Here is a 13,233-nt window from a genome sequence, read left to right as displayed (position 1 = left end):
CGCGGCCCTAATCCTTGATGCTTAGACTTTCGCGGACGCCGATTTTCTCTTTGCCGAGCAGGCGGTAGAGCTTGCAGCGGAATAGCGGTATGGCTGCGATAACCACGGTTGCGACCACGGGGATGGCAAGGTAGGCGACACCTGGCTTGTTGAAGGCTTCGCGGAAAAGCAGGCGCATTACGAGCAGGGTGTACCAGTGGACGGCGAGAATCACGAGCGCATTGCGCGAGATGTTGCGGAGGATACCCTTGGCAATGCGGACGGGGACGATGTTCGGCAATTTGTCGGCGAGAACGAAAGTGCCTATGAGGCCCGTGATGCCGAAGAAGGAACTCGCGACAAAAATGCGGAAGTCTTTCCCGAGGTCGTTGTTCATGATGCTGAAATCCGGGTCGGGAACTTCGAGGTATGCGTAGGCGGCGAAAGAGACGATAGTGGCTGCAACGAGAGCCAAGATTTTTTTTGTGTTTTCTTTCAACATTCCCTTACATAGCCAGCCGTTTGCAAAGAAGAACAGTACGATCAGGTCGCGCTCTATTCCGAGCGGCAGGCGGATGTGGTTGACATACAGGAGCCAGCCACCCGCAAGACTTGCCAGCGAAACAAAGAAGATGAATCTTCTCGGTACAATTTTTTGCACCCCATAAAACAGTAAACTTACCGAGTACAGCGTGAACACGAACCAGAGCGGCCCCGACCCGATGGAAGATTTGCCTGCTACGAAGATTTTCGCGAGGTTCCAGTAGATGTAGTTCCACACAGTCGCGATTTCGGGCCGGATGTTCATCACCGTCATGCGCGGCGCCTTCGGGAAAAGGTCGAAATTGTAGAGTACCGGGTCTAGCGCGAGGAACAGGAGCGAAAGCAAAATGTAGGGGACGAGCAGGACGTGCGTCTTGTGGATGAAGTAATCCTTGAAATTGCCGAAGCGCCGCGTGCTGAACAGCATTCCCGAAATGAAGAAGAAAGCCGACATGCGGAGTGCGCTCAGGTGCAGCATTCCCATTTGCGCCTGCGGAAACGACTGCTCCACGTGATAAAGGCACACGAGCAGCAACACGAATCCCTTGAATTCGTCAATCCACCCAATTCTTGCCGTCGCCTTGTCACTCATGCTTCGTGCTCACCATCCCCGCATTTGTCATCCCCGCTATACGATACTTGGCAACTTGTTGCCATAGTAGAGTTATCCTCTTTGAGGAGAAGGCGGGGATCTGCTTTAATACCACCTTCTCTCATCCCCGATCGTCGTCATGGGCCCGTGTCCGGGGAACACCACCGTCTCTTTCGGGAGTGAAAGAAGTTTGTTCTTAATCCCGCTTACAAGTGCATCGTCGTCGCCGCCGAATAGGTCGCTGCGGCCGCGGCTTCCTGCGAAGATGATGTCTCCGGGGAACAGGAGCGGTGGTGCCTTCTGACCGTTCACTTCGCCCGGTTTTTCGCAGAAAAACGCGATGCCGCCGGGGGAGTGACCAGCCACGTGGATGACCTGCAATCCTATTCCCGGCACCCCGACGGCATCGCCCTCGGCAAGGTAGTTGCCGAGCCCGGGCGAAGGTTCACGCAGCGGGAGTCCGAACATCTCGCTCTGTTCTTCTTGCAAATCCAGCATGAATGCGTCTTCTTCGTGAGCCTCGGGCTGCACGCCGTACTTGCGGGCGACAAACGCATTGCCCAGCACGTGGTCCAGGTGCAGGTGCGTGTTGAAAAGGTGCTTTACCGTGAGTTTGCTCTGCTCGATGTAGCTTGCTAGGGCGTCCTCTTCACGTTCGTTCGACACGCTAGGGTCTATCAGGATGGCATCGCCCGCGTCATTGCTGAGTACAAAGCCGTTTACGCCGAAGGGATTGAATACAAATTGCTTGATACGCATAAGATAAAATGTAAAATCGGACAGGACACTTGACAACTGAAAAAATTTAATTATCTTGATTAGACTCACGTTTTTGGAGAGGACCTATGGCGATCAATCCTAATCTTTTGACCGGTCAGTTAAAGTCAGACGGCCTTGCCCGCACGGGCGAGGTTATTCGTGACGAAAAGCCCTTGCCGATTCATCATTCGGGTGCCGTCGTGCGACACCATACGGCGAAAATGCCGCGCATTCCCAAGGCGAAGGCCAAGGGATAAAAAAATCCGACCGCGCATAACGGTCGGAAAATATTAGTTTATTCAAGGGGCTTCCGGGTTATTTCAATTCCCAGGTCGTGCCTTCCTTGCTGTCCTTGATGACCACGTTCATTGCGGCGAGTTCGTCGCGGATGCGGTCACTTTCGGCCCAGTTCTTGTTGGCACGGGCTTCCTTACGGGCGGCAATCAGCGCTTCAATCTTCGCGACATCAACGCCGTCGTTTGCGCCCTTCTTGGCGTATTCTTCGCGGGGCTCGTCGAGCTTCAAACCGAAAATCTGGTCGAAGTCGGCCACAAGGGCAGCCTTTTCGCCATCGTCGATTTCGCTCTTGAGCATCGTGTTCATGATACCGAGGGCACGCGGCATGTTCAGGTCATCGCCGATGGCTTCCTTGAACTCGTTCTGGAATGCCTTGGCGGCTTCGCTTGTAATTGCGGTAGCCTTGCCGATCAGCGGGTCCGTCTTCTTGTGCAAGCTCTTGAGGCCTTCCTTGGCGCCTTCCAAAGCTTCCCACGTGAAGTTCAGGTAGTTGCGGTAGTGACTGCCAATCGCGAAGAAGCGGTAGTCGAGCGGGTTGAAGCCGCGGTCCATGAGGAGCGAAACCGTCAGGAATTCGCCGCTGGACTTGCTCATCTTGCCGAACTTCTGCTCGGTCGTGCCGTCTTCTAGCTTTTCTTCGCTTGCTGTGCGGAGGAATTCGCCGTGCATCCAGAAACGTGCAAAGGTCACGCCGTTGGCGCATTCGCTCTGGGCAATTTCGTTCGTGTGGTGCACGCGGATGTGGTCCGTACCGCCACAGTGGATGTCGAGGGTTGGGCCGTTGTACTTCATGGCCATCGCGGAGCATTCGATGTGCCAGCCGGGGAAACCGACGCCCCACGGGCTGTCCCATTCCATGGCGCGCTTCTTGTCCTTCGGGCTGAACTTCCACAGAGCAAAGTCGGTGGCGTTCTTCTTTTCGCCCATGTCGATGCGGCTACCCTTGCGCAGGTTTTCCACGTCCAGGCGGGCAAAGTCAGCATAGCGCGGGAACTTGAGGCTGTCGAAGTAGATGCCGTCGCTGGTGCGGTAGGTGTAGCCCTTTTCTTCGAGGGTCTTCACCAGTTCAATCTGTTCCTGGATGTGCTGCGTGGCCGGCGTCCAGCGGGTCGGTTCCTGGATGTTTAAGCGGTGCCAGTCGGCCATGAATGCGTCGGTGTAGAACTTCGCGATGTCCCAGACGGACTTGCCTTCGCGGGCGGCGCCCTTTTCCATCTTGTCGTCGCCGGAGTCGGCATCGCTGGTCAAGTGGCCCACGTCGGTGATGTTCACGATGTGGTTCACCTTGTAGCCGTAGTACTTCAGCGTGCGGACCAAAAAGTCTTCGAAAATGTAGGTGCGGAGGTTGCCGATGTGGGCGAAATGGTACACCGTCGGGCCACAACAGTACATGCGCACGGCGGGGACGCCTTCGGGGAGTGTGAATACTTCTTTCTTGCGCGATGCGGTGTTGTAGAACTGTAGAGCCATTTTAGCCTCCGTTAAATGCGGCGCAACATGCGCCAAGCGGGGACAAATATAGAAAAAAGGCGAGAGTCACGACAAAGGCGCTTGTGCCATTTGGCATGACCGAGCCGAGCTATATGCGCACCGAAGGGGCGCCAATATAGTTTTTTTCTACTTGATGGCGATGCGCTTCGTCAAACTTGCTGACCCGTTGCGCACGCGCACCATGTAGAGCCCTTCGGCGACATTCAGCTCGACAGAGCCCGTTTCGCACTTGCCGCTGAATACCGGGCGGCCCTGCATGTCGAACACGTCGACCTTCGCAGACTGCGTGCCGGCAATGAACAGCGTGCGGCCTGCAACGTGCATGGTGACGCTCCCCGGACCGGCAGACTGTGCAATCGCGATGGAGGAGTCTTGTGCAGTTGTGTCGGAGCTTGTCGTGTCCGTGACAGTTGTATCTTGGGGCGGCTCGAAGTTTTGAAGCCTCACCAGAATGCTATCGAATGCCGGTTTCGGATTCAGGTTGTCGTCGTATATAAGTCCTTTCTGCCTGTTGAGCCCGCCAAGCCAACTCCACTTGTCAGAAACGCCCCAGATCAGGTAGGTATCTGCATTCGGTTCTTCGAGGATGATGTCCAGGTATTCACGGAAGGTCTTTCCCTGACGTTCGAGGTCGCTCTTGCTCACGTTGATGCCGCTCTTGAATCCGATATCGAGCTCGGTGATTTTCAGCTTGATGTTGAGCTTTGCAAGTTCCCTGGCAAGCGAGCGGAGGCTGTCCGGAGAACCGATAAAGTGCTTGTCGGTAGTGGTGTCTTCCACGTGCGTCTGTGAACCCACACAATGGATAGGAATGCCGTTTGCAACCCAACGCTTCACCTGTTCCAGCAAGAAGCCCGCCTTGGCTTTCGGGCTGATGCCTTGCTCGAGGTTGTAGTCGTTGTAGCAGAGTTCCGCGTCGGGGTCGGCGGCGTGCGCCCACACGAAAGCAGAGTCGATAAATTCAGGGCCGATTCCCTGGTACCACACGGAATAGGAACGCCACATGGGTTCGTTGTTGCTGATGGCTTCGTTCACCACGTCCCATTCGTCCACTTGCCCTTTCCAGTGTCCGACAACGTTGTTGATGTGGTTCTTGAGAACGGAGAGCAGCTTCTTCTTGTCGTTCTTGTAGTTGTTCACCCAGTTCGGAACCTGGCTGTGCCAGGCGAGGGCGTGGCCGCGGACGCGCATGCCGTTCTGCTTCGCGTACTTGACCATCTTGTCGCCGTTGTTGTAGTTGAACCTGTTTTCGCTAGGTTCGGTCGCGTCGAACTTCATCTCGTTTTCGGCGACGACGATGTTGAACTGCGTCTTGTGAATTTGCTCGTACTGCGCGGGAAGTCCGCCGCCAAACCACTGCGAGTTCAGAATGGCACCGATATAGATGTCGTTCTTTTCTGCGTACGATCGGAGGGTTTCATCTGCGGCGAAGGTGCTTGCGATGCCTGCGCCAATCAGGGCTACGCTGAGCATAAGCCCAGGAATGGGAAAAAGGTTTCTCATTGTTACTCCTTGTTTTTCCCTAATACGTAAACACCCACATATAAAATAATCAAAAAAAGCGGGGACGGGTGTAAATTAACCGAAACAGAAAAAGGCACGACATGCCCAAAATGGCTATATTTTTTACCGTGAAAAAGCGCAAGCGGAAATCTCGTCCCCCCATGACACGTTCGCAAATGATGCGGGCTGTACGCTCCGAGGATACGAAGCCCGAGGTGCTCGTGCGTCGCGCGCTGTTCCGTGCGGGGTTCCGCTACAGGCTCCACCGTCATGACCTGCCGGGTTCGCCCGACCTGTTCATCCTCAGGTACAACGTGGTCGTTTTCGTGAACGGATGTTTCTGGCATCAGCACGGCTGCAAGTTTACGAGCCGTCCCAAGAGCAATCCGGAGTTCTGGAACGATAAATTCACGAACAACGTGGTGCGCGACGTGAAGACAGCCTGGAAGCTCTCGCTCATGGGGTTCCGCGTGGCGACGGTCTGGGAATGTTCCGTCAAGAACGATTTTGCCCGCACGGTGGAGCGCCTTGTGGCATTTATCCGGGGCGACGAGGAGTCTGTCGAAATCTAGCCGCGCGAAAAAATTATAATTAGGGAAAACGGAGGTCGTTTATGAATTGCAAATTCGGTATCGTGGTTGCTGCCGCGGCGCTTGCGCTGTGTGCCTGCGGGAACCAGGAACAATCCAAGGTCCAGCCTGTTGCGGAGGCGGCAAAGCCAGCCGTGTCGAAGTCGCTTGTCGTTTATTACTCGCAGACGGGTGCCACCAAGAAACTTGCGGAAATTTTCCAGAAGGCAAAGAACGCCGACGTGTTCGAGCTTGCGATGGTGACGCCGTACCCCTCGACATACGACAGCACGATTGATGCGGTGGCCGCCCAGCGCCAAACCAAGCTGTGGCCCGCGCTCGTGAACACGAAGGCAGACCTCGCGAAGTACGATACGGTCTACCTCGGCTACCCGATCATGTTCGGGAGTTTCGCGCCGCCGATCTATACCTTCCTCGCTTCGAACGACCTTTCGGGCAAGGTGGTGGTGCCGTTCTGCACTTACGGTAGCGGCGGCCGCAAGGCTTCCGCCGCGGAACTCAAGACGCTCGAGCCGAACGCGAACGTGACGCTCGCCTACGGGATTTCGAACAAGCGCATTACGGCCGAGAACGGCGCGGAAGTCGCGGCGAAGGAAGTCGAGGGCTTCTTCGCGGACCTTGCTGCCGGCAAGACGGACGAAATGCTCATGGGCGGCTATACGGAACAGCGCCCGCTTACTGCGGAAGATTCCGCGGTGTTTGCTGCCGCGACCAAGGATTACGCCTACCTGAAGCTCGCGCCGCTGAGTGTCGCGACCCAGGTTGTTGCGGGTACGAACTTCCTCTTCGTGTGCACGACGAGCGGGTTCAACCGTCCGCCGACCGAGACGATGGTGAAAATATTCAAGCCGCTCCCCGGGAGGGGCGAACCTGAACTCATCGTCATGGAAAAGTAGCCGACGCCATCGCTTGACGTAACTAAAAAAAATTAAGAACTAGGATTTAGATTCCTAGCTCTTTTTTTTAAATAAATTAGGTCGAAACAAGAAACGAGCAGAGTGAGGCCGCAGGACCGAAGCTGTACAAATAGTACAGCGAGAGTCCGAGAACGAAACTATGCGAAGTTTATTGCGAGACCCGCGCGGCTAACTCTTCGGGCGTGCGCGATAGAATATCCCAGTCGCCGCGCTTGATTATCTTGTAGGCATAACCCTGTTCCGTGAGGAACAGCTGGCGGTTCATGGCGAATTCCTGTTCCTTGGAATCCTGCGTCACGATGCTGTAGAAGTGCGCCGCACCGCCGTCACTCTTGGGGCGCAGCACGCGGCCCAGTCGCTGGGCTTCTTCCTGGCGGCTTCCGAACGTTCCCGAAACCTGGATGAGCACGTTCGCGTCGGGAAGGTCGATGGCGAAATTGCCCACCTTCGAAACCATGAGGTTCTTGAGGCTTCCGTCGCGGAAGGCGGCGTACAGGCGTTCGCGTTCCTTGTTCGGGGTCTTGCCCGTGATGAGCGGAATCTGCAGGTCTTCGGAGAGGGCCTCGAGCTGGTCGATGTATTGCCCGATAATCAGCACGCGGTCGTCGGGCTTGTCGAAGTGCTTGAGCAGGCGCTCCACGATGTCCGTCTTTTCGGGGTTCGTGCTGGCAAGCGTAATCTTCTCGCGGATGGGCGCGAGGGCGTACTTCATCTTGAGTTCCGCTTCCATCGGGATGCGAATCTCGTTACAGTCGGCGGTCGCGATCCAGCCCTGCGCTTCCAGGATGCGCCACGGGATGTCGTACTTCTTGGGGCCGATAAGGCTGAAGACTTCCGTTTCCTTGTGGTCTTCGCGCACGAGCGTCGCTGTAAGGCCAAGACGGCGGGTCGCCTGCATTTCGGTGCTCAGGCGGAATACGGGAGCGGGGAGCAGGTGCACCTCGTCGTAAATCATGAGGCCCCATTTCTCCTGGCTAAAGAGCGGGAAGTTTGCGAGTTCCTTCTTCACTTCCTCGTCGCTCATCTCGAGGTCTGCGGTGTCGGGGGCGTTCTCGTCTTTTTTCGCGCGCTTGCGCTGGGTCAATATCTGGTAGGTTGCGACGGTTACCGGGCCGATTTCCTTGACTTCGCCGGAGTATTCCTTCACCTGGTCGAGGGTTAGGTCGGTCTTGTCGCAGATTTCGCGGATCCACTGGCGCGATGCCGAAATATTCGGGGTCAGGATGAGCGTCTTGGTCTGGATGAGGGCCATCGTGGCAAGGCCAATCACCGTCTTGCCCGAACCGCAGGGGAGTACGATCACGCCCGAACCGCCCTTCTCGGAACCGCTCGCGTAGAATATCTGTGCGGCTTCCTTCTGGTAGTCGCGGAGTTCGAACTTCTTGCCGCCGAGAGTTGTCTCGCGCAGGTGGATGGGCAAGGGGTCGCCTACGGTGTAGCCCGCGAGGTCCTCGACCGGGAACCCGGCGTTGGTAAGCGCCATTTTAAGGTGGCCGCGGCGTTCCGGGTCCACCTCGGCATGCAGGTCGTCGATGAAGTTCAGCACGAATGGCTCGACTTCCTTGAGGCGACAGATTTCGGCGAACATGTAGTTGTCGTCGGATTCGACAATCAGGCGGTCGCCGTCTTTCTTGAGACGCAAAAGTCCGTAGCGGGCCATGTAGTCCTCGATCTCGGTGATGACGGTCTCCGGGATCGGGAAGCGGCTCTGGCTTTCGAGTCGTTCTATGACATCCTTGGCACGGAGCCCGGTAGAGGCGGCGTTCCAGAGGCTCAGGTGCGATATCTTGTAGGTGTGCAGGTGCTCGGGACTCTTGACCAGTTCGGTAAAGGGGGCGATTGCGTCGCGTGCCGCTTCGTAGGAGGGGGAATCGACCTCGACCATGATTTCGAGGTTGCTCTGAACAATGATTGCGCCATTCGGATTCATAGGGCGCCAAAGATAGTAAAAAAAGCGTTTTTTGGTTAGAGGGGAGGCGATGAATGGTTTTTCCGGCGGAGCAAAAGAAAAACCCCGATTTCCTGTAGAAACCGGGGCTTTCGAGCCACCCAGCAGATTTGAACTGCCGACCTGCTGATTACGAATCAGCTGCTCTACCAGCTGAGCTAGAGTGGCATAGCGGGGTCAAAAATAGCAATAGGCCCCTTTTTTGTCAAGATGCGTTTGGTGTGAGTTGGCAAAGTCTTCCATTTTTTCTATGTTTGGGTCACTAAATTTAAAATGGAAGTCGAAAATGGCTAACGAATCTAACCAGAGCAATTCTGAAATCAAGGAATTTTTTGTCCAACACGGAACCAAGGTCCTCGTGGCCCTGGTGATTGTCCTTGCCGTTGTGGCCGGCGTTGTCCAGTTTAGGGACAGCCAGAAGGCCGCTGCTGCCGAACAGGCCGAAATTCTCGGCAAGGGAATGGCGCTCCTCTACACGAACGACAAGGATGCCGCCCTCGCCGAATTCGAGGCGCAGATTAATTCCGGCAAGATTGACGGCCTCGCTCTTGCGAAGGCAGCCCTCTTCGCTGGAAATATCAAGTATGAGAAGGGTGATTTCGATGGCGCCGCCTCGCTTTTCCAGAAGTCGCTCGATAACGCGGGTTCCGTGGAACTGGTCCGCTCGGCTGCCCTGCACGGTCTTGCTTCTGTGAAGATTGAAAAGGCAGACTACACTGCCGCTGCCGGTCTGCTCGAACAGTACGTGTCCGAGTTCGGCAAGCGCACTGGCGACAAGGAAGACCGCTTCCAGAAGGAAGAACCGGTTGACCAGGTCCCGATGGTTGCCGACGCCATGTGGAAGCTCGTGCTTGTATACCAGCAGCAGGGTGCAAACGACAAGGCGAAGAATACCGCCGAACGCATCGTCGAGGTCTACGGCGACAATGCGATGTATGCCGACAAGGCGAAGAAGTTCCTCGCAAGCCTTTAGCTTAGAGCGAACTTCCAGCCGATAGCGAAAATCGCGAAATAGATAGTGACCCACACGAGGTCGACCAGTTTGGCAGGCGTTCCCCAGTGGAGCGCCTTCTTCTTTGGGATGAACCCGCAGAGCGCGCCCGCGACAAACCCGTAGGCGTGGCCCAGCACGTCGGCGTTCTCGCCGATGCCGAGGAATACGGCGAGCGAGGCGGCGCCGCAGAGGGGGGCGAACCGCCGGAGCATGCCGTGGGTCTCCCTGGGCATGAGCCTGAATTCGATGACGGAAAGCGCGCCGATGGCGGCGAACACGAACGTGGAGAACCCGAGGGCGCGGTAGTCCGTCTGCACGGTGAACGCGACGAAGAAGTTCGCGACGGCGCTTGCGATGGCGAGGAACGGGGCCATGCGTGCGAGCGGCGTGCGGTACGACATGAGGGTGAGCACGATGTAGCCGCTCACGAGGTTCGATGCGATGTGGCGCGCGTCGGCGTGCAGCGTGAGCGCGGTGATGGTGCGCCACCACTGCCCGTGCATCACCTTGTCGGCATCGGAAAGCCCGAGACTATGCATGCGGGCGACCTTGCCCGAAAAGTCGAGAAGCGTGCAGACGACAGGAACAAGAAGAACCCAGATGGGTTGCAGACTTAGCGTGAGGGGGAGCGGCGGGTTCTCTTCCCGGGGAGGGTTCTCCTTGCGGTAGAGCGCGAGCTGCAGGCGTGCGCGGTCCTCGCTTTCGGGCAGGATGAAAATCTGGAAGGGGCCTTCTTCGGAACGCATGATGCGGTGGGTGATGCCCTGCGAAAGGAGCACAAGGCTATAGTCGCGGATTTGGCGGAATGTCCCTTCGGATATGCGAATCGTTTCGGGGTACTGCGGCTCCTCGAAAGTATCTGCTGTCGTGTCTGGCGCCTGGTTGCCGGAAGCGTTTTTTAATGCGTCTTGCGGGGTCGCGGTATCGCCGTGTGCGGCATCGTTTTCGCGGGGGAGCGGATGCACCTGGAGGCCTTCCCGCGGGATGTCCGTGGGATAACGCATGTAGCGCGGACGCAGTGGCGACATCAGGCGAGGCATGATGCGATCCCCTTATCCTTCGGCCCTTGCCGCCGACGTGAGTGCGAACTTGCCGGTGGCTGTTTCACATTCGGCGCGGAGATAGGCGAAGTTGTCGAAGTAGACTTCGATGTCGCTGTTCGCACGGGCGGCGACGAGGCTTTCCTTGCAGATTTCCTCGTTCGGGGAGAGCTTGCCGTTGCTCAGGTTGCGGCGTCCGAAAATGCGGATGTAGCGGAATCCGCCGCCGAAGTCGGCCGTATTGCGGGCGTGGAAGATGATTCCCTTGCTCCCGTGGACTTCGGCGCGTTCCCACCAGAGGGCGGGCCCGTCGGTAATGTAGCAGTTGTCGCCGGCGAAGGCTTTGTGCAGGGCCTCGCGCGTGAGTTGCGTTTTTGTCATCCCCGGCTCCGACCGGGGATCTTCTTTCACGACTGTCCGCACCTTGCCGAAGATATGGTCGTGTGTGTGCCGCAGCGAAACCAGCGGGGTCGCGACGGAGGTGGTGTCGTTCAGGTCGCCGTGCGCATCGTTGCCGCCGATAGGGAGTAGGTAGTTTCCCTTGCCGAGTTCCTCGATCCACCATTGGCGTCCGAGTTTGAATCCTTCGTCGCGGATGCCGTTCCAGAACTGGATTCCGCGAATCTTGTGGCGAGCTTCGAGGTTCAGGTCCTTGTGGCTCCAGTAACCGCGCCGGAAGATGAACTTTTCGAGCAGTCCCATGGGCTGCATCGGGTGCGCCGCGAAGCAGTGCGCTTCGGTCATTTCCAGGAGCTTCGGAATTTTGAACGTGGGCTTGTTCTCGAGCCAGTTGCGGCCGCAGTCGCCGAGGCCGGGCAGGTAGCTGTCGGGCGCGAAGGCGAGCATGTGGACGTTTTCACCCTTGCTGTTGCCTGCGGAAACTTCTTCGCCCGCGAGCAGGAGGGGCATGCCTTCGCCGGCAGGAAGCGACGCAATCTCGTCGCGCAGTGCCTGGAACCTGGGCGCGGGCGATGGCGCTTCCTTCGTGTAGTCTTCTTCAGTGAATGCGAAATCGTAGGCGTGGTCGGTGCAGCTTACGAAATCAAGCCCGACTGCCTTTGCCGCCTGTTGCAATACGGCGGGGGATGCTCCGTGTTCCACGTGGTCGCAGGAGAATCGCGTGTGGCAGTGCATCTCGCCGGCGACAAATCCGGGTGCCTTCGGGGGCTGTTCCGCGAGTACGTGAATTTTGAGCGGCTTGGGCTTTAATCCGGGATAATTCCAACGGTTGAAAATCTTGGTCGCGCAACTTTTCCCGTCTTCGCTGGTTCTTTTTGCATAAATCCTGCAGTTCAGTTCGTGAACGCCCGCTTCCAGGTGCCCAAGCTTGATAGGGTAAAAGCCGAATTGTTCTTCCGCCTGAATGTTTAAATCAAAGTTCTTGCCATTGATTTCCGCGTTCTCGATAAGCGTCGGGAATCGGTGCGCATCACGCACGACAATCCATAGGGTTGGCTCTTCGCCGGGTATAAACTGGAACGGCGCGTCTACGATGATTTCGGGCCACGGCCTGTATAGAAGTGACCACGGAAGCCTGAACTTGAAGTGCGTTTCGGCGTAACGCAGTTTTTCCCCCGGCCAGAAACTCATTTATTCCGCCTTTGCTTTTTCGCTTGCGGGTTGTTCTGGTTCCTGAGCGCTGGGGGCTTCGGCCGCAGGCTCCTTGGCCGTCGTTGATTCGGAGGTGCCCGTCCCTTCGCCAGTCGGGCCGGCCGCGGCCGCGTTCCCTTGTGCGGGAGTGCTTTCGGCAGGAATTGCCGGTGCCGTTTCGCTTTCGGTTCCGCTTTTTGGCAGGAGTGGTTCCTTGGGCTTGTTCCACAGCCCGAAGCTCACGCGAATCTGCAGTTGCAGTCCGCCGATGTTCCATTTGGCTTTTTCTTCGGGGCCGTCGGGTACAATGTCTGCGAAGCGTTCCTTGGATTCGACGGAGATGGAACTGAACCCGATGTCTCCGTAGATGTTGAATCCGTTCCAACTGGTGACCAGGTAGCCGAGACTTACTCCGAACCCGGCACCCAACGGGCTGTTTTCTGCTTCGAGCTTGCCCCAGGTGGTGTAGATCTCGGTGCCGGGAAGTGTCCAGTACCACCGGACTCCGATGCTGAAGAGCGAACCGTTCGAAAGCGTGATGAGGCTTGTGGGAATGGCGAGCCTGTATTCGAGGAACATGGGCACGCCCTGGATTGTGTAGCTATAGTTGTGCGCCTTGTTCTTGCGGTCGGTAAGCACGACGGATTCCTTGTCGTAGATGAATCCGATTCCGGCACTCAGGAAGTGGTCCTTGTGCACCTGGAACTGGATGCCACCCATGACGGGGAAGCAGAAGTTGACCTTCTGGAAGTTTTGCTTTGCGACGCTGAGCGATTCTTCCTTGTCGACGGCCTGCGCCCTGAAGTCGGCGTAGATGGTGTCGATGGCCTTTTGGAAGTATTCACGTTCGTCGAAACTCAGGAACGAAATCGCTGGCTGCATGAATATGGAAAGGCGCGAGTTGTCGTGCTCGACCCTCACTTCCTCGTCGGCATAGGCCGTCGAGACGATGAGGAGTGCGAACAGTATCTTCAGGAAATTCTTCATGCC

General features: G+C 56.9%; 12 protein-coding genes and 1 tRNA gene. 4 read left to right on the top strand and 9 right to left on the bottom strand.

From position 1 onward, the window contains the following. Positions 1-7: 7 nt before the first annotated feature. Together B4B27_RS03270 and B4B27_RS03265 are read right to left on the bottom strand one after the other, a co-directional pair. Positions 8-1,114, bottom strand: a complete 1,107-nt coding sequence (locus tag B4B27_RS03270) for an acyltransferase family protein (RefSeq protein ID WP_290723594.1) — start codon at positions 1,112-1,114, stop codon at positions 8-10. 105 nt (positions 1,115-1,219) lie between these two features. Then, complete coding sequence (locus B4B27_RS03265) at positions 1,220-1,873, bottom strand: MBL fold metallo-hydrolase (protein ID WP_173382066.1); 654 nt, start codon at positions 1,871-1,873, stop codon at positions 1,220-1,222. An 86-nt stretch (positions 1,874-1,959) separates the two neighbouring features. Between B4B27_RS03265 and B4B27_RS03260 the strand changes: the two genes are divergently transcribed. Beyond that, entirely contained in the window at positions 1,960-2,130 is a 171-nt protein-coding gene (locus B4B27_RS03260; RefSeq protein WP_173366904.1) for a hypothetical protein, read from the top strand. A gap of 58 nt (positions 2,131-2,188) precedes the next feature. On the opposite strand, the gene cysS is transcribed toward B4B27_RS03260, so the two are convergent. Together cysS and B4B27_RS03250 are read right to left on the bottom strand one after the other, a co-directional pair. After that, complete coding sequence (gene cysS, locus B4B27_RS03255) at positions 2,189-3,640, bottom strand: cysteine--tRNA ligase (protein WP_290723589.1); 1,452 nt, start codon at positions 3,638-3,640, stop codon at positions 2,189-2,191. A 147-nt stretch (positions 3,641-3,787) separates the two neighbouring features. Beyond that, positions 3,788-5,164: an endo-1,4-beta-xylanase gene (locus tag B4B27_RS03250; RefSeq protein WP_290723587.1), complete on the bottom strand. Its 1,377-nt coding sequence runs from the start codon at positions 5,162-5,164 to the stop codon at positions 3,788-3,790. 161 nt (positions 5,165-5,325) lie between these two features. Between B4B27_RS03250 and B4B27_RS03245 the strand changes: the two genes are divergently transcribed. After that, complete coding sequence (locus tag B4B27_RS03245; protein WP_290723584.1) at positions 5,326-5,736, top strand: very short patch repair endonuclease; 411 nt, start codon at positions 5,326-5,328, stop codon at positions 5,734-5,736. 41 nt (positions 5,737-5,777) lie between these two features. Then, complete coding sequence (locus B4B27_RS03240) at positions 5,778-6,650, top strand: flavodoxin (RefSeq protein ID WP_290723582.1); 873 nt, start codon at positions 5,778-5,780, stop codon at positions 6,648-6,650. Positions 6,651-6,819: 169 nt separating this feature from the next. Here B4B27_RS03240 and B4B27_RS03235 read toward each other — a convergent pair whose 3' ends face one another. Continuing rightward, positions 6,820-8,601, bottom strand: coding sequence for a DNA repair helicase XPB (locus B4B27_RS03235; RefSeq protein WP_290723580.1), 1,782 nt, complete (start codon positions 8,599-8,601; stop codon positions 6,820-6,822). Between the two features lie 113 nt (positions 8,602-8,714). Beyond that, positions 8,715-8,787, bottom strand: a tRNA-Thr gene (locus B4B27_RS03230). 118 nt (positions 8,788-8,905) lie between these two features. Here B4B27_RS03230 and B4B27_RS03225 point away from each other — a divergent pair. Continuing rightward, positions 8,906-9,592, top strand: coding sequence for a tetratricopeptide repeat protein (locus B4B27_RS03225; protein ID WP_173366067.1), 687 nt, complete (start codon positions 8,906-8,908; stop codon positions 9,590-9,592). Here the strand turns inward: B4B27_RS03225 and B4B27_RS03220 are convergent. The 3 genes from B4B27_RS03220 to B4B27_RS03210 are packed head-to-tail and all read right to left on the bottom strand — an operon-like array spanning position 9,589 to position 13,230. Next, a complete protein-coding gene (locus B4B27_RS03220) occupies positions 9,589-10,653 on the bottom strand; it encodes a rhomboid family intramembrane serine protease (RefSeq protein ID WP_290723575.1) in 1,065 nt (354 codons plus the stop codon). The two genes, B4B27_RS03225 and B4B27_RS03220, sit on opposite strands and share 4 nt — an antisense overlap. A gap of 12 nt (positions 10,654-10,665) precedes the next feature. Then, positions 10,666-12,243, bottom strand: a complete 1,578-nt coding sequence (locus B4B27_RS03215) for a PHP domain-containing protein (protein WP_290723573.1) — start codon at positions 12,241-12,243, stop codon at positions 10,666-10,668. After that, the gene (locus tag B4B27_RS03210) at positions 12,244-13,230 is read right to left on the bottom strand and encodes a hypothetical protein (protein WP_173382059.1); all 987 of its coding nucleotides are present in this window, start codon (positions 13,228-13,230) and stop codon (positions 12,244-12,246) included. It abuts the gene before it with no gap. Between the last annotated feature and the right edge of the window lie 3 nt (positions 13,231-13,233).

Source organism: Fibrobacter sp. UBA2449 (assembly GCF_002342555.1).
Taxonomy (GTDB): Bacteria; Fibrobacterota; Fibrobacteria; order Fibrobacterales; family Fibrobacteraceae; genus Fibrobacter.
Note: the sequence above shows the minus strand (reverse complement) of the source record. Positions and strands in the feature narration are given on the sequence as shown.